General features: G+C 74.1%; 18 protein-coding genes. 5 read left to right on the forward strand and 13 right to left on the reverse strand.

Annotated elements, in window-relative coordinates; translation table 11 throughout:
• Positions 1 to 14: 14 nt before the first annotated feature.
• The 4 genes from dnaG to ABZW03_RS03375 form a co-directional block, all read right to left on the reverse strand.
• On the reverse strand, positions 15 to 1922 hold the full coding sequence (gene dnaG / locus ABZW03_RS03360; RefSeq protein WP_355251438.1) for a DNA primase: 1908 nt from the start codon (positions 1920 to 1922) through the stop codon (positions 15 to 17).
• 69 nt (positions 1923 to 1991) lie between these two features.
• On the reverse strand, positions 1992 to 3302 hold the full coding sequence (locus tag ABZW03_RS03365; protein WP_355251441.1) for a deoxyguanosinetriphosphate triphosphohydrolase: 1311 nt from the start codon (positions 3300 to 3302) through the stop codon (positions 1992 to 1994).
• 218 nt (positions 3303 to 3520) lie between these two features.
• Positions 3521 to 4528, reverse strand: a complete 1008-nt coding sequence (locus ABZW03_RS03370; RefSeq protein WP_355251444.1) for an SGNH/GDSL hydrolase family protein — start codon at positions 4526 to 4528, stop codon at positions 3521 to 3523.
• Positions 4529 to 4738: 210 nt separating this feature from the next.
• Entirely contained in the window at positions 4739 to 5683 is a 945-nt protein-coding gene (locus ABZW03_RS03375) for a PAC2 family protein (RefSeq protein WP_355251447.1), read from the reverse strand.
• Between the two features lie 705 nt (positions 5684 to 6388).
• Between ABZW03_RS03375 and ABZW03_RS03380 the strand changes: the two genes are divergently transcribed.
• On the forward strand, positions 6389 to 7123 hold the full coding sequence (locus ABZW03_RS03380; protein ID WP_355251450.1) for a GNAT family protein: 735 nt from the start codon (positions 6389 to 6391) through the stop codon (positions 7121 to 7123).
• Between the two features lie 12 nt (positions 7124 to 7135).
• Here the strand turns inward: ABZW03_RS03380 and ABZW03_RS03385 are convergent, their stop codons facing one another.
• Together ABZW03_RS03385 and ABZW03_RS03390 are read right to left on the reverse strand one after the other, a co-directional pair.
• The gene (locus tag ABZW03_RS03385; RefSeq protein ID WP_355251453.1) at positions 7136 to 8230 is read right to left on the reverse strand and encodes an ADP-ribosylglycohydrolase family protein; all 1095 of its coding nucleotides are present in this window, start codon (positions 8228 to 8230) and stop codon (positions 7136 to 7138) included.
• A 184-nt stretch (positions 8231 to 8414) separates the two neighbouring features.
• Positions 8415 to 8558, reverse strand: coding sequence for a hypothetical protein (locus ABZW03_RS03390; protein WP_355251456.1), 144 nt, complete (start codon positions 8556 to 8558; stop codon positions 8415 to 8417).
• A 111-nt stretch (positions 8559 to 8669) separates the two neighbouring features.
• Between ABZW03_RS03390 and ABZW03_RS03395 the strand changes: the two genes are divergently transcribed.
• On the forward strand, positions 8670 to 9665 hold the full coding sequence (locus tag ABZW03_RS03395; RefSeq protein ID WP_355251459.1) for a hypothetical protein: 996 nt from the start codon (positions 8670 to 8672) through the stop codon (positions 9663 to 9665).
• 37 nt (positions 9666 to 9702) lie between these two features.
• On the opposite strand, the gene ABZW03_RS03400 is transcribed toward ABZW03_RS03395, so the two are convergent.
• The 6 genes from ABZW03_RS03400 to ABZW03_RS03425 form a co-directional block, all read right to left on the reverse strand.
• Complete coding sequence (locus ABZW03_RS03400) at positions 9703 to 10230, reverse strand: ribonuclease (protein ID WP_355251462.1); 528 nt, start codon at positions 10228 to 10230, stop codon at positions 9703 to 9705.
• Positions 10231 to 10528: 298 nt separating this feature from the next.
• The gene (ppdK, locus tag ABZW03_RS03405) at positions 10529 to 13237 is read right to left on the reverse strand and encodes a pyruvate, phosphate dikinase (protein ID WP_355251465.1); all 2709 of its coding nucleotides are present in this window, start codon (positions 13235 to 13237) and stop codon (positions 10529 to 10531) included.
• Between the two features lie 564 nt (positions 13238 to 13801).
• Positions 13802 to 14971, reverse strand: a complete 1170-nt coding sequence (gene dusB / locus ABZW03_RS03410) for a tRNA dihydrouridine synthase DusB (protein ID WP_355251468.1) — start codon at positions 14969 to 14971, stop codon at positions 13802 to 13804.
• A gap of 86 nt (positions 14972 to 15057) precedes the next feature.
• Positions 15058 to 15894, reverse strand: a complete 837-nt coding sequence (locus ABZW03_RS03415; protein ID WP_355251471.1) for a DUF4097 family beta strand repeat-containing protein — start codon at positions 15892 to 15894, stop codon at positions 15058 to 15060.
• A 2-nt stretch (positions 15895 to 15896) separates the two neighbouring features.
• Positions 15897 to 16541 carry a response regulator transcription factor gene (locus ABZW03_RS03420; RefSeq protein WP_355251474.1) on the reverse strand — a complete coding sequence of 215 codons (645 nt, stop codon included), beginning with the start codon at positions 16539 to 16541 and terminating at the stop codon, positions 15897 to 15899.
• Entirely contained in the window at positions 16529 to 17743 is a 1215-nt protein-coding gene (locus tag ABZW03_RS03425) for a histidine kinase (RefSeq protein WP_355251477.1), read from the reverse strand. Before ABZW03_RS03425 ends, ABZW03_RS03420 begins: the two co-directional genes overlap by 13 nt.
• Positions 17744 to 17878: 135 nt before the next feature.
• Here ABZW03_RS03425 and ABZW03_RS03430 point away from each other — a divergent pair, with 135 nt between their 5' ends.
• Together ABZW03_RS03430 and ABZW03_RS03435 are read left to right on the forward strand one after the other, a co-directional pair.
• The gene (locus tag ABZW03_RS03430) at positions 17879 to 18490 is read left to right on the forward strand and encodes a hypothetical protein (protein ID WP_355251480.1); all 612 of its coding nucleotides are present in this window, start codon (positions 17879 to 17881) and stop codon (positions 18488 to 18490) included.
• Positions 18487 to 18876, forward strand: coding sequence for a hypothetical protein (locus ABZW03_RS03435; RefSeq protein WP_355251483.1), 390 nt, complete (start codon positions 18487 to 18489; stop codon positions 18874 to 18876). Before ABZW03_RS03430 ends, ABZW03_RS03435 begins: the two co-directional genes overlap by 4 nt.
• A 4-nt stretch (positions 18877 to 18880) precedes the next feature.
• Here ABZW03_RS03435 and ABZW03_RS03440 read toward each other — a convergent pair whose 3' ends face one another.
• Entirely contained in the window at positions 18881 to 19741 is an 861-nt protein-coding gene (locus tag ABZW03_RS03440) for a helix-turn-helix transcriptional regulator (RefSeq protein WP_355251487.1), read from the reverse strand.
• Between the two features lie 276 nt (positions 19742 to 20017).
• On the opposite strand from ABZW03_RS03440, the gene ABZW03_RS03445 reads away from it, so the two are divergent.
• Complete coding sequence (locus ABZW03_RS03445) at positions 20018 to 21367, forward strand: MFS transporter (protein ID WP_355251496.1); 1350 nt, start codon at positions 20018 to 20020, stop codon at positions 21365 to 21367.
• Positions 21368 to 21438 lie beyond the last annotated feature (71 nt).

Below are 21438 nucleotides of genomic sequence, written 5' to 3' on the forward strand. Positions count from 1 at the left end.
CGGCGCGCCGGGCGTCACAGCCCCGCCGCACCCCGGCTCTTCAGCTGGTCACCGTACTGCTGGAGCTGCCACAGCTCGGTCTGCACCGCGTGCAGCTGCTCGGCCTCGGCCCGGGGGCCGAGCCGCTGGAGGTAGCCGCGGACCTCGGTGATCCGCCGGTCCACCGCCAGCAGGCGCAGCTTGACCAGGAACTCCCCCGCGTAGACCGCGTCCGCCTTGCGGCGCGAGCGCACCGGCTCCACGGTCAGCTCGGTGACCAGCGAGCGCACCCGGTCGTCCGGGGCCGCCTCGCGCACCGCGCTGGTGAAGTCGGGCAGGGTCGCCCCGTACGCGGCGCCGCCGGCCTTGGCGATGGCCTGCCGGACGGCGGTGTACGGCGGGGTCGGGAACTCGTCCTCGCCGTAGTGGTCGAAGGCCGGGCTGACCAGGTCCGGGTGCTGCAGCGCGAGCTTGAGCAGCTCCCGCTCGACGAACTGGGCCGGGTCGCGCGGGTTGAGCCGGAACGCGGGCTGGGCGGGGCGCTGCGGCTGGACCGGCTCGGGGCGGCGCTGGGCGGCCGCGCCGCGCGGGTTCTGCTGCCGCTCGCGGTCCCAGCGGGCCAGCTGGGAGATCCGGCGGACGACGAACTGCTCGTCCAGGATGCCGAGCATGCCGGCCAGGCGGACGGCGTACTCGTGCTGGATCGAGCGGTCCTTGATCCTGGCGACGATCGGGGCCGCCTCCTCCAGCGCCGCCGACCGCCCCTCCGGGGTGTCCACCCGGTGCCGGGCCACCACCGAGGTCAGCGCGAACTCGAACAGCGGGACCGGGTTGTCGATCAGGTGCTTGACCGCTTCGTCGCCCTGGGCCAGCCGCAGCTCGCACGGGTCCATGCCGCCCGGGCTGACCGCGATGGAGGTCTTGGCGGCGAACTTCTGGTCGTCCTCGAAGGCGCGCAGCGCGGCCTTCTGGCCGGCCGCGTCGCCGTCGAAGGTGAAGACGGTCTCGCCCCGGTACTGCGAGGTGTCCATCAGCAGCCGGCGGATGATCTTGATGTGGTCCTCGGCGAAGGCGGTGCCGCAGGTGGCCACCGCCGAGGTGACCCCGGCCAGGTGGCAGGCCATCACATCGGTGTAGCCCTCGACCACCACCGCGCGGCCCGACTTGGCGATCTCCTTCTTCGCCAGGTCGATGCCGTACAGCACGTGGGACTTCTTGTAGATCGGCGTCTCGGGGGTGTTGAGGTACTTCGGGCCGTTGTCGTCCTCGCGCAGCCGGCGGGCGCCGAAGCCGACCACCTCGCCGGCGATGTCCCGGATCGGCCAGACCAGCCGGCCCCGGAAGCGGTCGATCAGGCCGCCGCGCTGGCCCTGCGAGGCGAGGCCGCCGAGCAGGATCTCCTTGTCGGTGAAGCCCTTGCCGCGCAGGTAGCGGACCAGGTGCTCCCACCCAGCCGGGGCGTAGCCGACGCCGAAGGCCTTGGCGGCCTCCTCGTCGAAGCCGCGCTCGGCCAGGAAGCGGCGGCCGATCTCCGCCTCCGGCGAGCCCAGCTGCTCCTGGTACCAGGCGGCGGCCACCTTGTGCGCCTCGACCAGCCGGGTGCGCTCGCCCTGCTGGTGGCGGGGGCTGTAGCCGCCCTCCTCGTAGCGCAGGGTGATGCCGGCCTGGGCGGCCATCCGCTCGACGGCCTCGGCGAAGGTGAAGTGCTCGATCTTCATCAGGAACGCGATGGTGTCGCCGTTCTCCTGGCAGCCGAAGCAGTGGAAGACGCCCTTGGCGGGGTTCACGTAGAAGGAGGCGGACTTCTCGTCGTGGAAGGGGCAGACGCCCTTGTACTCGCCACCGCCACCGTTGGTCAGCTGTACGTAGTCGCCGACCACCGCGTCGATCGGCAGTGCGCTGCGCACCGCCTGTACGTCTTCGTCCCTGATCCGCCCGGCCACCCCGGAAGTCTACTGGGGTGGCCGGGGTTTCGAGCCGGGGCCGGCGGCCGGGGGCGCGGGCCGCCGGCGTCACGCCCAGGCGGCGCCGACGAGCTTGGCGTGCAGGGCCAGGGCCGAGGCGTCCGTGAGGGTGGCGATCTGGTCGATGACCGTGCGCAGCGCGGCGCGGTCGTCCTCGGCCTCGCGGTACATGGCGGCGAACACCGGGTCCAGCCCCTCGGGCGCGCGCTGGGTGAGGACATACGCCAGCTCGGCGATCACGATCCGCTGGCGGGCCCGCAGCTGGGCCTGCTCGTCGCGCTGCATCACGTAGCGGACGGCGACCGCCTTGAGCACCGCGCACTCCAGCCGGACGTCCCGGGGCACCACCAGCTCGGCGGCGTAGCGGGTGAGCCGCCCGGGGCCGTAGCGGGCGCGGGTGGCCTGCTCGGCGGCCAGGCAGAAGCGGCCGATCAGCTGGCTGGTGAGGTCCTTGAGGCCGGCCCGGGCGCGGGCGGTGCCGTCGTAGGAGCGGGGCCACCACTCCTGGGCGAGCAGCCGGTCCAGGGCGGCGGCCAGCTCCGTCGGCTCGGCGTCCGGGGCGTAGCGCTCGGCGACCTTGAAGAGTTCGGCGCGCTCGCCGGGGGCGCGCAGGGCGGCCGGGTCGATGTGGCCGGCCTGGAGGCCGTCCTCGACGTCGTGGGTGGAGTAGGCCACGTCGTCGGACCAGTCCATCACGGTGGCCTCGAAGCACTTGCGCCCGGCCGGGGAGCCGGCCCGCAGCCAGCGGAAGACCGACAGGTCGTCGGCGTAGACGCCGTACTTGGGCGAGTGCGGGTCGGTGGGGTGGGCGCCCTTGCTCCACGGGTACTTGGTGGCGGCGTCCAGGGCGGCCCGGCTCAGGTTGAGGCCGACGCTGCGGCCCGGCCAGGGGGCGAGCCGGGTGGCGGGCGGCTCCCCCTGGGGCGCGAAGCGCTTGGGTTCGAGCCGGGTCAGGATGCGCAGCGACTGGGCGTTGCCCTCGAAGCCGCCGCAGGCCTCGGCGGCCTGGTCGAGGGCCTCCTCGCCGGTGTGGCCGAACGGCGGGTGGCCGATGTCGTGGGCCAGGCAGCCGGTCTCCACGAGGTCCGGGTCGCAGCCCAGGGCGGCGCCCAACTCCCGCCCCACCTGGGCGCATTCGAGGGAGTGGGTGAGCCGGGTGCGGGGGAAGTCGCTGCGCATCGGGGCGACCACCTGGGTGGTGCCGGCCAGCCGGCGCAGCGCGGCCGAGTGCAGCACCCGGGCGCGGTCGCGCTGGAAGGCCGTGCGGCCCGGTCGCTTGTCGGGTTCGGGGACCCAGCGGGCCTCGGCGGCGTGGTCGTACGGGATCGGGGCGGCGAGGCGGTGCGTGGTGTCATCCATATGCCCCTCACGGTACGCCGGGCCCCCGACACGCGGGGGGTGCCGCGCGCGAAGCGGCGTGGACCGGGGCGTGAACGGTGCGGGGCGCGCGGGTGCCCGCCGCGGTGAGCCGGGCCCACCCGGACGGCGCAGCCCCGCGCGCCCCGTCCGTCCCACGCGCCCGGCCGCTCAGGTCCTGCGCGCCCGGGCCGCTCAGGTCCTGCGCGCCCCGTCCGTCCTCAGCCCTTGACCGCCTTCAGGACGACGGCCGCCACCGCCTCCTGGCCCCTGGCGTTGGGGTGGATCGGCGCCAGCCCCTGGGCCGGGAGCGGCGGCTCCACCCAGCGCTTGTCCTCCCCCGCGCACATGTCGTGCCCGGCCGAGGCCCCGGCGAGGTCCACGAACACCGCGCCGGCCGCTTCCGCCCGCTTCCTGAGCATACCGTTGAGCTGCTGCTCCTTCTCCACCAGGAAGCCCAGGTCGGAGGCGGCCACCGCGTTGCCGAGCACCGGCAGGCAGCTCGCCGGATCGGCCGGGAGCAGCCCCGGGTACCCGATCACGTACACCTTGGCCTTCGGCGAGCGCTTCCTGACGTCCTGGAGCACCTGGCCGATCCGGTCGCCGGCCGCGTCCACCTTGCGCTGGACCTCGTCGGTGCCGTTGCCGGCGGCGTAGTGGTCACGGCAGGGCGAGCTGCTGATCCGGTCCTGGCTGTCGGTGATCACGCCCTTGACGATGTCCACCAGGTTCTCCTTGGCGCACTCCGTCACGACCTCCATGAAGCCCGCGTCGTTGCCGCCGATCCCCAGGGTGACCAGCCGGGTGTCCGCGGTCAGCGCGTCCAGCTGGGCCGGGTTGGTGCCGTCGGCGACCTTCTGCGGGCCGGTCAGGTCCCCGGTGCGGGCGCTGCTGCAGCTGACGTCCTTGAACTGTCCGGCGGCGAGCGAGAGCCCCTTCGCCACCAGGGACGGGTAGTTGGCCCCGGAGCGGTAGCAGCCGCCGGGCTCGCCGATCTGCGGGGGGATCTTCATCCCGGCGGTGTAGGAGTCGCCGAGCGCGACGTACGGGCCGGTGGGCGGCGGGGCGGTGGTCGGCGACGAGGCCGCCCCCGCCCGGGCACCGGCGGGCGTCGTGCCCGCGGCGGCGCTCGCCCCGGTGTCCGAACCGGCGTTGTCGGTGCAGCCGGCCAGCAGTACTGCGGCCAGTCCGACGGTCAGGGCGATGGTCGGGCGTGCGGTCCTCGGCATGGTCTCCCCCCGGGGATACGGGTCGTGGTCGGCTCCTTACGGCGGCCCGTCCCCCGGGCACACCAGGGGCCAACGAACGGCCGTGGCCGATCACTCCCGCCCGGGCGAAACGGCCTTCCGGCGCGCCCGAACCGGCCGGAATCCGACCCGGCCCGCCCGGATCCGGCCGCTGCCCCGCTCGGCCGCCGGTCCCCGTCGGCCGCGCGCCGGCTACTCGGCGCCGCGCTCGTGCTCGGCCAGGAACTGCTCGAAGCGCCGCCCCAGTTCGTCCGCCGAGGGCAGGTCCACCGGCTCGGCCAGCAGGCTCTCCCGGCCCTCCGCGCCCGCCACCGCGTCGTACTGGCCCTCCATGCCGCGGATCGCCGAGCGCAACTCGCCGTCCCCCTGGGCCAGCTGCTCCTCGATGTCGGCGTAGACCTCGGAGACCCGCTCGCGCAGCCGGGTGCCGGGCAGCACCAGCCCGGTGGCGGACTGCGCCGCCTCCAGGATCTGCACGGCCGCCGCCGGGTAGGCGGAGCGGGCCACGTAGTGCGGGACGTGCACGGCGAAGCCCAGCACGTCGTGCCCGGCCTCGGCCAGGCGGTACTCCACCAGCGCCTGGGCGCTGCCCGGGACCTGCGCCTGCTCGAACCACTGCGGGTAGCCCGGGGCGAGGTCCAGCCGGTTGCCGTGCGGCGTCAGGCCGACCGGGCGGGTGTGCGGCACGCCCATCGGGATGCCGTGGAAGTCGATCGAGAGCCGGACCTCGAAGCGCTCCACCAGCTCGCGGACGGCGCGCGCGAAGCGCTCCCACTCGACGTCCGGCTCGGGGCCGGTGAGCAGCAGGAACGGCGCGCCGGCGGCGTCGTGGACGAGCTGGAGCAGGATCTCCGGCGGGTCGTAGGACGTCCAGCGGTCGTGGTCGAAGACCATCGACGGGCGGCGGGCCCGGTAGTCCACCAGACGGTCGTGGTCGAAGCGGGCCACCACCTGCGGCGACCCCGTCTCCAGCAGGTGGGCCACCACCTGGCCGCCGGCCTCCCCGGCGTCCATGAAGCCCTCGAAGTGCTGCAGCAGCACCAGGCCGGCACCGGTGTCGCGCAACTGCTCGTTGGCCGTGGCGACGGCGGCCACGCCCTGCTGATCCAGCTCGTACAGCGCCTGGAAGTCACGCACCGCGCACCCAACCCCGTTCTCTGCTCGTTCCGGTCGACCGGCTTCTCGTCCTCTCCAGCGTGCCGGGCGCCGCCGGAATTCCCGCCGCGGCCCCCGTCCTGCGCACGACCCGTCCGGGCACCACTCCGGGGCCCGTCCGGCGACCGCCCGCGGGGCGCGCCCGGGGGCCTCGGCCGACGGCTCCGGACCATGATCGCACCCGAAGGAAGAGCCCCTGGTCACGGGCCTGGAAGGGGCTCGTCCACGGGGCCCGGGAACGGCCCGCGCGGCCATTCGCGTGCCGCGAAGTGACGCACCGCCTTCTGACGGGTATCGTCCTCTCGCTGCCTCGCATCGTCGCGTCGTCGTCACGTCGTCCGTAACGCCGTCGGCCACGTCCCGGTCCGGTGCTCGGCCAGCCACCCACGACGCATCTTGCCTTCACCTGGCCGCCTGCTTCCCTTCGCGCTCTCGTACCCTTCTCGGCCATCTCGCGGACGCACACTGTCCCCTCGCTCTTCCCGCCGGACCGGTCCGAGGACCCGTGTCCGTTCCGGCACCCCGCGCCGCCCGTTCCGGGCCGCCGCCCCCACCCCGCCCGACCGGACTCCGGCGTGCGCGGGCAACCGGCCGGCGGACCCGGGCCCAGGCGTACCCAGCCCAGCGCACCCCGTGCCGTACCCCGGCCCGGGAGGCACCCTCCGACCGATGAAGGACCAAGGTTCCGTGCCCGTACCTGTCATCCTCACCGGCCGCACCGTGCGGCTGGAGCCACTCGCCGCGCACCATGCCGAGGCCATCGCCGAGGCCGGCGCCGAGGACCGTACGACCTACGCCTTCACCCCCGTCCCGCACGGCCTGGAAGCCGCCCGCGACTACGTCGCGCGGGCGCTCGCCGACCAGGCCGCGGGCCGTTCGCTGCCGTTCGCGACGGTGAACGTCGCCGACGGCCGGGTGGTCGGCTCCACCCGGTTCCTGGAACTCGACTACTGGCAGGGCCCGCTGGTGTGGCCGCCCGCGCCCGGCGTCCCGTTCGGCGACCCGGCCACGGCCGTCCCGGACGCGGCCGAGATCGGCAACACCTGGCTCTCGCCGCGCGCCCAGGGCACCGGCATCAACACCGAGGCCAAGCTGCTGATGCTGCGCCACGCCTTCGAGACCTGGGGCGTGCAGCGGATCTCGCTGCGCGCGGACGCCCGCAACCTGCGCTCGCGCACCGCCATCGAGCGGCTCGGCGCGACCTCGGAGGGCGTCCGCCGGGCGCACTCGCGCGGGCTGGACGGGGTGGTGCGCTCCACCGCCTTCTACTCGATCCTCGACGACGAGTGGCCGGCCGTCCGGGACATCATCGAGCTGCGGATCGCCGCCGCCACCTCGCCGAGCGCCCCGGATCCGGCGATCAACCAGGAGTGCCTTAGACAGGGCGGCAGCGGCGCCGGGCAGCTGATGATCACGGCCTGAGCGGGGCTCCGGCTACCGGCCGTAGCCCCTGGCGGCCAGGTCGAGGATCCGCGCCAGGAGGTCCGGGTCGGGAGCGCCCTTGTACCGGTCGGGATGCGTCTCGGCCAGGGCCGACACCGGCCGCCAACCGCTACCCCCCGCCGGGGCCACCGACACGCGCCAGATCTCGAAGCCGGTCCAGCTGCGGTGCAGGTGGAGGACGCCCTCGGCGGTGTACGACTCCCACCTGTGCTCCGTCTCGCGGGAGCGCAGCCCGGCCCTGATCCGCCGCCACTGCTCCTCGGTCCACACCACGTCCGGCACCGGGCAGGGGCGGGGCAGCAGCATGGGCTCGAGGAAGCCCTGCGTCGGAGCCGGCCGGACCGCTCCCGGCGCGTGGGGCAGCCAGTCGGGCAGCGGCTCGCGGGCGGCCAGCCAGGCGGCCGGGATGCCCTCGGTACCGGTGTGCGCGGCGACCACCCCGCCGGTGACGGCGGCAACGGTGTCCATGTCGCCGCCGGCCGCGATCGCCTCCCACACCGCCGTCCGGTAGTCGGCCAGGTTCCGGGCGGCGCACCAGAGGGCGTACGGGACGGTGTCGACGGCGGAGGTCCGGCTGCCGTTGCCGAGCACCCGCGCGACGACCGGCGGATCCGGCTCGGCGAGCAGGCCGATCGCCTCGGTCAGGGCGTCGTGGACGGCCCCGCGCGGGGTGAGTGCGGCGACCGCGGCCAGGAAGGTGCTCGGCGTCACGGCCTCGGTGCGCGCCCGCACGGCGTACGCGGCCGCCACCGCGACCGCGATCGCGCCGTCGACGGCCTGGGGGTGGGTATGGGTGATGACGGCCGTGTCGGCGGCGGGCCGGACGACGGCGGCCGGGTCCTCGGCGTACGCCGCCCCCAGCGGGGCGACCCGCATCGCGGCGCCGTTGCCGTAGGAGCCCTGGCCGTCGAAGAGTTCGGCGGCCAGCCGCTTCGCGTCGCCGCCCTCCCGGACCAGCCGCAGCAGCCGGTTGGCGGCCGGGCCGTAGCCGCGGTCGAAGTCGTGGCGGCGGGCGAAGGCGTGGGTGAGGTCGAAGGTGTCGATCGCGCCGCGTTCGGTGTGGGCGGCGTACACCGAGCAGGCCATCTCGGTGTCGTCGGTCCAGGGCCAGGGGCTGTCTCTTGGATTTTGTCGGATCAGGGCGCGGCGTTGGGGTGCGTGCATCGCAAGGCGGAGGAGGGAGCCACTGCGGAGCATTGGCGACCGACGACAACGCGGCGAGGTGCGTGCCCCGGCGTCGCGCACCCGGCAAGGGTCCAAGAGACAGCCCCTACGGGCTTGGCGGGTCGGTGCGGGCGGCGAGGTGGGCCCGGGCGGTCTCCGGGACGAAGAACTGGGCGCCGAGGGCGTCGCCCACGGAGAGGCCGAGGAGTGCGTCCAGCGCGGGGCCGGCGTGCGTGGATGGAATGGTCATATGGCCTCCAGCTCAGCGGCTCGTCGGCCGGTCCGTCAACACCCGTGACCGCCGGCCCCACCGACGGGGGATGTTTCGCATACCTCCGATCCCGGCGGGCAGGCCCCGGGCATGACCCGCGCGAACCCGCTCGACCCGGTCGCCCTGCTCGGCGCCGACCAGCAGCACATCGCCACCCGGGCGCAGCTGCGCCGGCTCGGCGTGCCCTCCGGCACCATCGCCCACCGGCTGCGGCCGGGCGGGCCCTGGCAGCAGGTGCTGCCCCGGGTGATCTGCCTCCAGAGCGGACGGCTGACGTTCCACCAGAAGATGCGGGCCGCCCTGGCGTACGCGACGCCGAAGGGGCGCGAGCCGCGGGCCGGGGAGGTGCTGCTGACCGGCTTCGCGGTGCTGGCCGAGGCCGGGCTGCCGAGTGCCGGGCACCCGTCCGACCTGACCTCGGTCGACATCCTGATCCCCGGTCAACGGCGCGTCTGCGACCGGGAGTTCGTCCGGATCCACCGGGCCTCCGGGGCGATGCCGGGCGGCTTCGAGCGGGACGACGGGCTGTGGAGCACCACGGTCGCCCGGGCGCTGGCGGACCTCGCACCGAAGGAGACGGGGCAGCGCCGGTTCCGGGCGCTGTGCGCGGAGGCCGTCCAGCGGCGGCACTGCGAACTCGGCGAGCTGCTCGACCAGTTGCTGTCCCGGCCGGGTGCGCTCGGGCTGCCCCAGGTGGCCCGGGTGGTGGAGGACCTGACGGTCGGGGTGCGGTCGGTGGTGGAGGGCGAGGCCCGCGAACTGCTGGCGCACGCGGGGCTGCCGGAGCCGCTGTGGAACCCGGTGCTCTTCCTGGACGGCCGCTTCCTCGCCGTCCCGGACGCCTACTGGCCGCACGCCTGCGTGGCCCTGGAGATCGACTCCCGCGCCTGGCACCTGCGCCCGGCCGAGCACGAGCGGGGCCTGGCCCGGGCCAACCGGCTCACCGCCGCCGGCCTCCCGGTGGTCCGCACCACCCCGACCCAGCTCCGCCGCGACCCGGCCCCGGTGCTCCACGAGCTGACGGCCCTGGTCACCACCGGCCCGCACCAGCCGCACCCCCGGGTCACCTGGCGGCGGGCGCGGTGAGGGGTGCCGTGCCCGCCGCCCCCCGGTGCGGTCCCGCTCAGCAGCGGGAGTCGATCTCCTGGAAGGTCGCGTAGTGGTCGGCGGACCAGTACTGCTCGCCGGAGTTGCCGGTCACCACCCGGCGGGTGCCGCGGTCGTTGGAGCCCGGGGTGACCACGGTGTACTCGTGGTAGTAGCCCTCGGCCTTCCTGGGGAGGCGGCTCTCCCGGTTCTCGAAGACGATGCCGTCGCGGCTGTACGGGTAGGGCCCGCCCTTGGCGATCAGACCGAGGGTGTCCACGGCCTGGCTGGGGAGCTTGCTGCGGCAGACGTCGGCCATGGCCGGGTCGGTCGGGACCCAGGTGCCGGCCGGGGCGGGGGTGGTGGCGCCCCCGGCGGGCGGGGTCGGCTTGGGGGCCGACGGCTTGGACGTCGCGGACCCGGACGCCGTGGCACCGGCGGTGGCGCTCGCGCCGGCCTTGGGGTGGTCGCTCCCCTGGTTGCCGGCGAGGAGGTACCCGACCCCGGCGAGGAGCGCCAGGAGCAGCACGGCCACGACGACGAGCGGGTTTCTGCGGTTGGTCATGCGATCCAGCTTGGCAGGCGGCCGGTCCGCACCGGGCGAGCTACACGCGTGGCCGCGGCCACACCGGGTGCCGTGCGGCTCAGCACCTCGTACGGCTCTGGGCCGCGTGTGCGCCCGGGCGCACACGTACGGCCGGGCGCACACGTACGGCCGGGCGGGAACGGACGCCGTTGTCCGTTCCCGCCCGGCCGTGTTCACGTACGCCGGTTCTCCTGCGCCGAGCTCCGGTGTACGCCCTCCCGACGGGAGGGGGAGCGGTCAGTCGTACCCGCGCGTGCGGAGGGGATGCCTACCCTCCTCAGCGCGAGTCGCTGCCCGCCGACTCGATGGCGGCGCGGCCGGCCTCCAGGCGCGCCACCGGGATCCGGAAGGGGGAGCAGGAGACGTAGTCCAGCCCCACCTCGTGGAAGAAGTGGACGGAGTCCGGGTCGCCGCCGTGCTCGCCGCAGACGCCGAGCTTGAGGTCGGGGCGGGTGGCCCGGCCGGCCTCGACGGCGTGCCGGACCAGCGAGCCGACGCCGTCGCGGTCGATGGTCTCGAACGGGGAGACCCCGAAGATGCCCTTCTCCAGGTAGGCGGTGAAGAACGAGGCCTCCACGTCGTCCCGGGAGAAGCCCCAGACCGTCTGGGTCAGGTCGTTGGTACCGAAGGAGAAGAACTCCGCGGCCTCGGCGATCTGCCCGGCGGTCACCGCGGCGCGCGGCAGCTCGATCATGGTGCCGAGCTTGATGTCCAGCGTCACGCCGGTGGACTTGGCGACCTCGGCGAGCACCCGCTCGCACTCGTCGCGGACCAGCTCCAGCTCCTGGACGGTGCCGACCAGCGGGATCATCACCTCGGGGCGCGGGTCCCCGCCGGCCAGCTTGCGCTCGGCGGCCGCCTCGGCGATGGCGCGGACCTGCATGCCGAACAGGCCGGGGATGACCAGGCCGAGGCGGACGCCGCGCAGGCCGAGCATCGGGTTCTGCTCGTGCAGCTTGTGCACCGCCTGGAGCAGCCGCAGGTCGTTCTCGTTCGGGTCCTTGCGGGCCTCGGCGAGGGCGACGCGCACCGACAGCTCGGTGATGTCCGGCAGGAACTCGTGCAGCGGCGGGTCGAGCAGGCGGACGGTGACCGGCAGGCCGTCCATCGCCTGGAAGAGCTCCAGGAAGTCGCCCTTCTGCAGCGGCAGCAGGGTGGAGAGGGCGAACTCGCGGTCCTTGTCGTTGTCCGCCAGGATCAGGTGCTCGACCTCCTTGCGGCGCTCCTCGCCGAGGAACATGTGCTCGGTGCGGCACAGGCCGATGCCCTGGGCGCCGTAGCGGCGGGCGCGCGAGCCGTCCTCGGCGTTGTCGGCGTTGGCGCGCACGGCCAGCCGGCGGCGGCCGTCGGCGTGCGACATCAGCCGGTGCACGGCCTGGACCAGCCCGCCCTGGACGTCGGCGCCGGCGTGCAGGGTGCCCTCGAAGTACTCGACCACGGGGGACGGCAGGACGGGCACCTCGCCGAGGTAGACCTTGCCGGTGGCGCCGTCGATCGAGACGACGTCGCCCTCGTGGATCACCTGGCCGTCGGCGGTGGTGAAGCGGCGGGCCTTGGTGTCGACCTCCAGCTCCTCCGCGCCGCAGACGCAGGTCTTGCCCATGCCGCGGGCGACCACGGCCGCGTGCGAGGTCTTGCCGCCGCGCGAGGTCAGGATGCCCTCGGCGGCGATCATGCCGTCCAGGTCGTCCGGGTTGGTCTCGCGGCGGACCAGGATGACCTTCTCGCCGGAGCGGGACCACTTGACGGCGGTGTACGAGTCGAAGACGACCTTGCCGATCGCGGCGCCCGGCGAGGCGGCCAGGCCCCAGGCGATCTGCTGCGACTCGGTGTTCGGGGCGAAGCGGGGGAACATCAGCTGCGAGAGCTGGCCGCCGGTGACCCGCATCAGGGCCTCGTCCAGGTCGATCAGGCCCTGGTCGACCAGCTGGACGGCGATCCGGAAGGCGGCCGCGGCGGTGCGCTTGCCGACCCGGGTCTGCAGCATCCAGAGCTTGCCGCGCTCGATGGTGAACTCGATGTCGCAGAGGTCGCGGTAGTGGTTCTCGAGCTTCTGCATGATCGCCATCAGCTCGTCGTACGACTTCTTGTCGAGCTTCTCCAGCTCGGCCAGCGGCAGGGTGTTGCGGATGCCGGCGACGACGTCCTCGCCCTGGGCGTTGGACAGGTAGTCGCCGTAGACGCCCTGGGCGCCGGTGGAGGGGTCGCGGGTGAAGGCGACGCCGGTGCCGGAGTCCTCGCCGAGGTTGCCGAAGACCATGGTGCAGACGTTGACCGCGGTGCCCAGGTCGTTCGGGATGCGCTCCTGGCGGCGGTACAGCCGGGCGCGGTCGCCGTTCCAGGAGTGGAAGACGGCGTGGATGGCGAGGTCCATCTGCTCGCGCGGGTCCTGCGGGAAGGCCCGGCCGGTCTCGCGCTCGACGATGCCCTTGAACACCTCGACCAGGCCCCGCAGGTCGGAGGCGTCCAGGTCCAGGTCGTTGACGGTGCCCTTGGCGTGCTTGGCCTCGTCCAGGGCCTCCTCGAACAGCTCGCCGTCGACGCCCAGGACGGTCTTGCCGAACATCTGGACCAGGCGGCGGTAGGAGTCCCAGGCGAAGCGCTCGTTGCCGGACTGGGCGGCGAGGCCGGTCACCGAGGCGTCGGAGAGGCCGATGTTGAGGACGGTGTCCATCATGCCGGGCATGGAGAACTTCGCACCGGAGCGCACCGAGACCAGGAGCGGGTTGTCGGCCTGGCCGAGCTTCTTGCCCATCTCCTGCTCGAGGGCGTCCAGGTGGGCGCTGATCTCCTCGTGGAGGGAGGTGGGCTCGCTACCGGTCTCCAGGAAGACCTTGCAGGCCTCGGTGGTGATGGTGAACCCCGGAGGGACGGGGAGGCCCAGGTTGGTCATCTCGGCCAGGTTCGCGCCCTTGCCGCCGAGAAGGTCCTTGAGGTCCTTGTTTCCTTCGGTGAAGGAGTAAACAAACTTCTGCTGGGACGTCACGGGAAGGTCTCCTCGTAAGCGGTTGCCCTGACGCCGGAGAACATACCCATTTCGAAGGCACTTCTCTGCCCTGAATAGGCCACCCGAGGCTGGTACCGAGCGGTAACCCGCTAGATCGAATGCACATAAAGGCGTTCACCTCTGTTGGTGAAATCGTCCTCCTGACGCGAGCCAGCGTTCAACTCTTGAACGCAGCGAAACCTGACGATCACATGATCCGGACGCACGGTGACCACCGTGGGTCCACGGCGTTGCCCCGGCTTGATTTCCTGCACCCGAATCGCCCGACCGGCGGCCGACCGGCTTCGGGAAGCGATCCACAGCCGACCTGTCCATTTCGTCCACTGACCGGCCGTCAGTCCCCAGCGTATGTGGCAAGCGTCACCAGCGCATCTCACGGGTCGAACGTAGAGCGCCTCCGCCGAACGTCGCACTGCGTCCAGAAACGTGCCCGCTCCGTGACATTCGACCGACGAAAAGGAGCCCTCTTGTCCAGAATGGACAAGAGGGCTGGGACCTAGTGGCAGTCGGCCTCGCGGGGCCCATTTCGCCGGTTCGTACAGATCATCCGCCAGAGGTGTCCGATTCGGCGTCGGCACCCGGCCGGGCGCAGTCGTACGGATCGTCCAACCAGCCCTCGGGCAGGACCACCCGGTTGTTGCCGCTGGTCCGCCCGCGCGGGCCGTCCGCACCGGCCGGCCAGCCCTGGGACTGCTCCACCTCGGAGAGGGTTTCGGCCAGTTCGGCCAACGAGGAGGAGTTGGCGAGCCGCACCCGCAGCTCGGAGCCGACCGAGAAGCCCTTGGTGTACCAGGCGACGTGCTTGCGGAAGTCGATCACACCGCGCGCCTCGTCGCCCAGCCACTCGCCGAGCAGCTGCGCGTGCCGCACCATCGCCCCGGCCACGTAGCCGAAGTCGGGGCGGGCGTAGTCCACGTCGCCCTCGAAGATCGCGACCAGGTCCTTGAACAGCCACGGCCGCCCCAGGCAGCCGCGGCCCACCACCACGCCGTCGCAGCCGGTCTCGCGCATCATCCGCAGCGCGTCGTCGGCCGACCAGATGTCCCCGTTGCCCAGCACCGGGATGTGCGCGGGGACGGACTCCCGCAGCCGGGCGATCGCCGACCAGTCGGCCGTCCCGCCGTAGTGCTGGGCGGCGGTGCGCCCGTGCAGGGCGATCGCGGCCACGCCCTCCTCGGCGCCGATCCGGCCGGCGTCCAGGTAGGTGAGGTGGTCGTCGTCGATGCCCTTGCGCATCTTCATGGTCACCGGCAGGTCGCCCGCGTTGGCGACGGCCTCGCGCAGGATCTCGCGCAGCAGGTTGCGCTTGTACGGCAGAGCCGAGCCGCCGCCCTTGCGGGTGACCTTGGGGACGGGGCAGCCGAAGTTGAGGTCGATGTGGTCGGCCAGGCCCTCCTCGGAGATCATCCGGGCGGCCTTGCCGACGGTCACCGGGTCCACCCCGTACAGCTGGATCGAGCGCGGCTTCTCGCTCGGGTCGAACTTGATCAGCTGCATGGTCTTGGCGTTGCGCTCGACCAGCGCCCGGGTGGTGATCATCTCCGAGACGTACAACCCGCGGCCGCCGCTCTGCTCCCGGCACAGGGTGCGGAACGGCGCGTTGGTGATGCCGGCCATCGGCGCCAGCACGACGGGCGGCCACACCTGGATCGGGCCGATGTCGAGCGGCGCGAACTCGGTGTCGGACGCGGTGGGTGCGGGCGTGGCTGTCATGCGCGGCTGACCTCGGGTGCTGGGGACGGGACTCTCCATTGTCCCCCACCCGGGTGAGCGGCCTCCGCCCGCGCCGGGGTGACCGGCTACGGCGCCGGGGACGACGTCGCCGCGGACGGTGTCGGCTCCGGCGGCTCCGGCGACGACGACTTCGACGGGTTGATCGAGATCGACCCCGAGGTGACCGCGGCGTGCACCCGGTTCCGACTGGAGGCGTCCGCCAGCACCGGGTCGATCCGGCCGTGGCCGCTGCCGACCTCGCTGGAGAAGGCGTACCGGCTGTCCTTCGGCACCGTCATCTCCACCGAGCCGGAGGTGGCCGTGGCCTCCACCGCGCTCGGGGCCCTGGCGAACTCCAGCGACACCGTGCCCGAGCCCACCTGCGCCGTCACCCGCCGGGAGCTGAGGTTGCCGCCCTGCACCAGCCCGGAGGTGGCGTGCGCGACCACCTCCCCCGAGGTGTCGGACAGCAGCAGCTGGCCGGAGGTCAGCTCCATCCGCACGTTCCCGCTCAGGCCCTCCACCTGGACGGTGCCGGAGCCCACCGCGCCGGACACCTCGGTCGCGGCCGGCACCTCCAGCTCGATCTCGGCGCCGCAGCCGAAGTCCGCGAACGGCAGGACCCGGCGGCAGCGCATGGAGACCTCCAGCACCCCGTCGACGACGACCGCGGACACCACCGGCTTGCGCACCAGCCAGTCCAGGCTCTGGCGGACCACCACGTGGCGGTCCCGGCCGGCCCGCACCCGGACCGAGGCGTTGCCGGTCTCCAGGTTCACCCGGTGGATCTCCACGTCGTACGGCCGGCTGGTGGTGGTGCGCTGCTGCACCGCCATCGACCAGGTCTGCAGTCCGGCGCCGATCATGACCAGGACGGTCACGACCGTCCCGGTGACCCGCCAGGCCGCCTTCCCCCCGCTCACGGCTACCCGACCTCCAGGAAGCGCAGCACCGCCATCACCCGGCGGTGGCTGTCCTCGGCCGGCGGCAGGTCCAGCTTGGTGAAGATCGAGTTGATGTGCTTGGCCACCGCGCTGTCGCTGACCACCAGCGAGCCGGCGATCGCGGCGTTGGAGCGGCCCTCCGCCATCAGGGCGAGCACGTCGCGCTCGCGCGGGGTCAGCTTCTCCAGCGGGTCCCGATGGCGGCGCACCAGCAGCTGGGCGACCACCTCCGGGTCCAGCGCGGTGCCGCCCTCGGCGACCCGCTGGAGCGCGTCCACGAAGTCGTCGACGTTGGCCACCCGCTGCTTGAGCAGGTAGCCGACGCCACTGGTGTTGGTCGCCAGCAGGTCCGCGGCGTAGCGCTCCTCCACGTACTGGGAGAGCAGCAGGACGGCGGTGTCCGGCCACTGCCGGCGGATCACCATCGCCGCCTTCACCCCCTCGTCGCTGAAGCCCGGGGGCATCCGGACGTCGGCGACCACCACCTTCGGGCGGTGCTCCTCGACGGCGGCCAGCAGTTCCTCGGCGTCCCCGACGGCGGCCACGACCTCGAAGCCCACCGCCTCCAGGACCTTGACCAGGCCGACCCTCAGCAGGACCGAGTCCTCGGCGATCACAGCGCGCACGGCAACTCCACGGTGATGGTGGTGGGGCCCCCGAGGGGGCTGAGAACGGACAGCGTGCCGTCGACCGAGGCGGCGCGCTTGCGCAGACCGGTGAGCCCGGTGCCGCGCGAGGGGTCGGCGCCGCCCACGCCGTCGTCGCTGATGACCAGGCGCAGTCGGCCGCCGGCCGTCCGCACCGAGAGGTCGACCCGGTTGGCCCGGGCGTGCTTGGCCACGTTGGTGAGCGCCTCGGAGGCGGTGAAGTAGGCGACCGCCTCGACGGTCGGGGCGATCTGCTCGGAGAGGTCGACGTCCAGGCGCACCGGCAGCGGGGCGCGGGCCGCGATGCCGGACAGCGCCGCGTCCAGGCCGCGGTCCTCCAGGACGGCGGGGTGCAGGCCGCGGACCAGGTCGCGCAGCTCGTCGATGGCCGCCTGGGCCTCCTCGTGCGCGTCGACGATCACCTGCATCGCCTCGGGCGGCACGTCCTTGAGGGTGCGCCGGGCCAGGCCCAGGTTCATCGCGAGGGAGGTGAGCCGCTGCTGGGCCCCGTCGTGCAGGTCGCGCTCGATCCGGCGGCGCTCGGCGTCCACCGCGTCGACCAGCCCGGCCCGGCTCTCGGCGATCTCCTCGACCCGCTGCTCCAGCACCTCCGCCCGGTCCGGGCCGAGCAGCCGCCGGGCCACCCACGCGTCCAGCCGGGCCAGCTGCGTCCCCGGGAGCGGGAGCACCGCCAGCAGCAGCAGCCCGCCGAGGGTGAGCAGGACGTCCTCCCCCGCCAGGCCGGAGCGCAGCGCGGTGCCGGCGGGCAGCAGCCAGACCCAGCCGTACACGGTGGCCAGCACCACGGCGGCCGCCCAGGCGTACAGCACCGCCAGCGCGCCCACCGCCAGCAGCGGGCCGGCCACCAGGTGGTAGAGGACCTGACGCCAGGTCGCCCCCAGCAACCAGAGCCGGCGCCCGGTCGCCGGCCGCAGCGGCGGCACCTCCACCCCGTGCAGGGCGCGCAGCCGGCCGCGCTGGAGGGAGGTCAGCGGGCGGGTGCAGAGCAGGGCGGCGGCGAGCACCGGGAAGAGCAGCTTCGACTCGGTGACGGCCAGCCAGACCGGCAGCGCCATGGGTATTCCGGCGGCGGTGAAGCGGACGTCCCGCCAGACCTCGGGCGACCACAACGGGCGCCGGAGGCTCCTGACGAGTGCTCGGCGCAACGTGGTGGAGGGCATGCCGGACAGCGTAGGGCCCGGTGATCACGGGCCGCCATGAAGGGGGCTTCCCGGTGGGGGTGTAGCTGGGTACACCCCCGATTCGGGGCGAGGCACCACCGACAGGACGGGGGTCGCGGCGGAAGGCTTGGGGGTATGACGAGCACTGCACCGCACTCCGCCACTCCGCCGCACGGACGGCCCGGCCCCGGGAGTGCTTCCGGAGCGTCGGCGCCGACGGGGGCGCGGGCGGCGGAGGCGCTGCCGGCGGGGGCGTTCCTTCAGGAGGGGGCGCTTCCTGAGGGGGCGTTCCTTCACGAGGGGGCGCCGCTCCGGCAGGCGCTGCCGGAGGGCGCGCTGCCGGTCGGGGCCGGGCCCTGGTCGGTCCGCAGCGTCGGGTCCGGCCGCGGCCGGGCCGCGCTGGAGCTGTACCAGTACGGGGAGTTGGCCGACGTCCTGGTCGCCGCCCGGCTCACCCCGCAGCTGCTGCGCGGGGCCCGCCGGTGCCCGTCCGCCGGGCGGAGCCGGCACGTGCTGGCCTGGGGCCGGCTCGCGGCCGACGGCGCGGCGCCCGCGGTGGTGTTCACCGGGCGGCGGCGGTTCCGCCGGGTGCGGGCGACGGCCGAGGTGGTCACGGTCGCCGGGCGGTTCTGGCTGGCCTGGGCCGAGGGGGCGTTCACCGCGGTACGGGTCGAGCACGCGGCGGGCGGGACGGCCGAGCGGCTGCCGCTGGAGCGCGTGCGGGACCGGAACCGGGGTGCCGCGTGAGCACCACCGCCGTCCTCGCCGTCCGCTCCACCCCCTCGTACCTCCTGCCCGCACGCTTCGCCCAGGTCCCGGTCACGGCCGCGGTCGCGCTGCTGCCCTGGCTGGCGGTCCTCGCCGTCTGCCACGAGACCCCGTGGGTCGTGCTCGACCTCACCGAGTTCACCGCCCTGCTCTCGCTGGACGCGCTGCTGCGCCGGCGCAGCCCCGCCGCGCTGTGGGCGGGCGCGGCGGTGGCCCTGCTGCTCAGCGGGGACGCGCTGGCCGACATCGCCTGCGCCGGGCCGGGTTGGCCGGTGCTCGCCGCGCTGGTCATGGCCGTCTCCATCGAGCTGCCGCTCGCCGTGGTGTGCCTGTGGCTCGGGCGGGACGCGGCGGCGCGGGGCTGACGGCCTATCGGGTGGGCAGCTCGTCCATCAGCGCGCGGGTCTCGTCGTCCAGCGGGGTGTACGTGATCATCCGGGTGCCCAGCCGCGGGCTGAGCCAGAAGTTGGTGTACTCGCAGCGCAGCAGCCCGACGCCCGGCACCAGGAAGCGCTTGACGCCGTTGCCCGGCCGCATCACCTCGTGCCGCTGCCAGAGCTCCGCGAACTCCGGCGAGGCCTTGAGCACCCGGGCCAGCAGCGCCTTCCAGGCCGGCTCCGAGCTGTGGTCGGCCATCGCCGAGCGGAACCGGGCCACCATGCCCAGGCGCTCGGTGCGGTAGTCGATCAGCACCTCGCGGAACTGCGAGGGCGTGAACGCCATCCAGAGCACGTTCCGGTCCTCGGGGGCCATCGCGTCGAGGTCGCCGACGATCGCCGTGTACGGGGCGTTGTGCGCCAGCACGTCGTAGCGGGAGTTGAGCACCACGGCCGGGTACGGCGCGAGCCGGTCCAGCAGCAGCCGCACGCTCGGCGTCACCGAGGGGCACTCCTTCACCGGCGCCGGGTCGTCCGCGCCGGCCAGGGTGAACAGGTGGGCGCGCTCGCTCGGGTCCAGCAACAGCGCGCGGGCCACCGAGTCCAGCACCTGGGTGGACACCTGGATGTCCCGCCCCTGCTCCAACCACGTGTACCAGGTCACCCCGACCGCGGCGAGCTGCGCGACCTCCTCCCGGCGCAGCCCCGGTGTCCGGCGGCGGCCGGTCATCGGCAGGCCGACCTGCTCGGGCGCGAGGCGCTCGCGGCGGCTGCGCAGGAACGCGGCCAGCTCGTGCCGGCGGGCGTCGCCGGGGGTGGTCCGTAGGTGCGCGGCCGGGGTCATCAGGCTCATGCTCCCCAGCATGCGGCAACCGTGAGCCTGTTGCCAGGTACTCGTTATACCTGGATAACCACACTCTGGTACCAGGGTACGGAGCGGCGGATCGTATGACCCGTGACCCAACGACTCGCCGCCGCCCCCGCACCGGGCCGCACCGCCGCCACCCCTGGCGGAGCGGGCACCCATACCACCACCCCCGCCACCCCCGCCGCTCCCGGCAGCACCCGTCCTGCCGCTCCCGGCACCACCGCTCCCGCCGCCACCCTCGGCACCGCCGGGCTGGTCACCGTGCTGCTCGGCGCTTTCCTGCCGATGCTCGACTTCTTCATCGTCAACGTCGCCCTGCCCACCATCGACCACGACCTGGCCGCCGGGCCCGCCGTCCTCGAACTGGTCGCCGCCGGCTACGGCATCGCCTTCGCGGTGCTGCTCGTCCTCGGCGGCCGCCTCGGCGACAGCTACGGCCGCCGCCGGCTCTTCGTCGTCGGCGCCGTCTCCTTCGCCGTCACCTCGCTGGCCTGCGGCCTCGCCCCCGACGCGTGGTCCCTGGTCGCCGCCCGGGCCGCCCAGGGCGCCTCGGCCGCGCTGCTGATCCCGCAGGTGCTCGGCACCATCACCGCCGCCACCGAGGGTGCGCGGCGCGGCCGTGCGCTCAGCGTCTACGGCGCGGTCGGCGGGATCTCGGTGGTGATCGGGCAGGTGCTCGGCGGGATGCTGGTCGCCGCCGACCTGTTCGGCACCGGCTGGCGCTCGGTGTTCCTGCTGAACGTGCCGTTCGCGCTGCTCGCCGTGGTGCTCGCGGTCCGCTACGTCCCGGAGAGCAGGGCCGCCGCGGCCGCCCGGGTCGACGTGCCCGGCACCGTGCTCCTCACCGGCACCCTGCTCTCCCTGCTCATCCCGCTGATGGAGGGCCGGGCCGCCGGCTGGCCGCTCTGGTCCTGGGTGCTGCTGGCGCTGTTCCCCGTCCTCGCCACCGCCTTCGCCGCCGTGGAGCGCCGCGCCGAGCGGCGCGGGGACACCCCGCTGGTGCCGCCGTCCCTGCTGCGGATCCCGGAGATGCGGCGCGGCCTGGGCATCGCGCTCCCCTACTTCGCGGGCTTCGGCGGCTTCATGTTCGTCATCGCGGTCGCCCTCCAGCAGGGCCTCCGGCTCGGCCCGGTCGCGGCCGGCTGGGCGCTCGTTCCGATGGCCGTCGGCTACTTCTCGGCCTCGCTGGCCGGCCCGCGGCTGATCGGCCGCTGGGGCAGCCGGGTGCTCAGCGCGGGCGCCGTCGTCCAGGCCACCGGCCTCGCCACCCTCGCCCTGACCGTGCTCGCCGACGGGGCGCACTTCTCCCCGCTGCGGATGGCCCCGGGCGTCGCCCTCGCCGGCATCGGGCAGGGCCTGATCGGCACCCCGCTGTTCCGGGTCGTCCTCGCCAAGGTGCCCGCCGCCCGGGCCGGGGTCGGCAGCGGCGTCCTGGCCACCGGCCAGCAGTCCAGCCTCGCCCTCGGCGTCGCCACCCTCGGGAGCCTCTACCTCTCGCTCTCGCCCGTCCTCGGCATGGACCGCGCCCTCGCGCTCTGCCTGGGCATCCAGCTCCTGGGGTCCTTCACCATCCTCTACCTGACCACCCGGCTCCCCCGCTCGATCGGCTGAGGCCGGGGGCCTGGGCCCTCGGCGGCGGCGCACGGCCCCGGGGGCCCGGACCACCGGCGCGGGGCGGCGGG

The sequence above is a fragment of the Kitasatospora sp. NPDC004799 genome, assembly GCF_040609095.1.
Classification (GTDB): domain Bacteria; phylum Actinomycetota; class Actinomycetes; order Streptomycetales; family Streptomycetaceae; genus Kitasatospora.

Coding starts and splice junctions, on each gene's coding strand:
- ABZW03_RS03440 (WP_355251487.1), bottom strand. CDS start 19,741: ATGAGCCTGATGACCCCGGCCGCGCACCTACGGACCACCCCCGGCGAC.
- ABZW03_RS03390 (WP_355251456.1), bottom strand. CDS start 8,558: ATGACCATTCCATCCACGCACGCCGGCCCCGCGCTGGACGCACTCCTC.
- dusB (WP_355251468.1), bottom strand. CDS start 14,971: ATGACAGCCACGCCCGCACCCACCGCGTCCGACACCGAGTTCGCGCCG.
- ABZW03_RS03400 (WP_355251462.1), bottom strand. CDS start 10,230: ATGACCAACCGCAGAAACCCGCTCGTCGTCGTGGCCGTGCTGCTCCTG.
- ABZW03_RS03425 (WP_355251477.1), bottom strand. CDS start 17,743: ATGCCCTCCACCACGTTGCGCCGAGCACTCGTCAGGAGCCTCCGGCGC.
- ABZW03_RS03395 (WP_355251459.1), top strand. CDS start 8,670: ATGACCCGCGCGAACCCGCTCGACCCGGTCGCCCTGCTCGGCGCCGAC.
- ABZW03_RS03430 (WP_355251480.1), top strand. CDS start 17,879: ATGACGAGCACTGCACCGCACTCCGCCACTCCGCCGCACGGACGGCCC.
- ABZW03_RS03365 (WP_355251441.1), bottom strand. CDS start 3,302: ATGGATGACACCACGCACCGCCTCGCCGCCCCGATCCCGTACGACCAC.
- ABZW03_RS03385 (WP_355251453.1), bottom strand. CDS start 8,230: ATGGCCTGCTCGGTGTACGCCGCCCACACCGAACGCGGCGCGATCGAC.
- ABZW03_RS03370 (WP_355251444.1), bottom strand. CDS start 4,528: ATGCCGAGGACCGCACGCCCGACCATCGCCCTGACCGTCGGACTGGCC.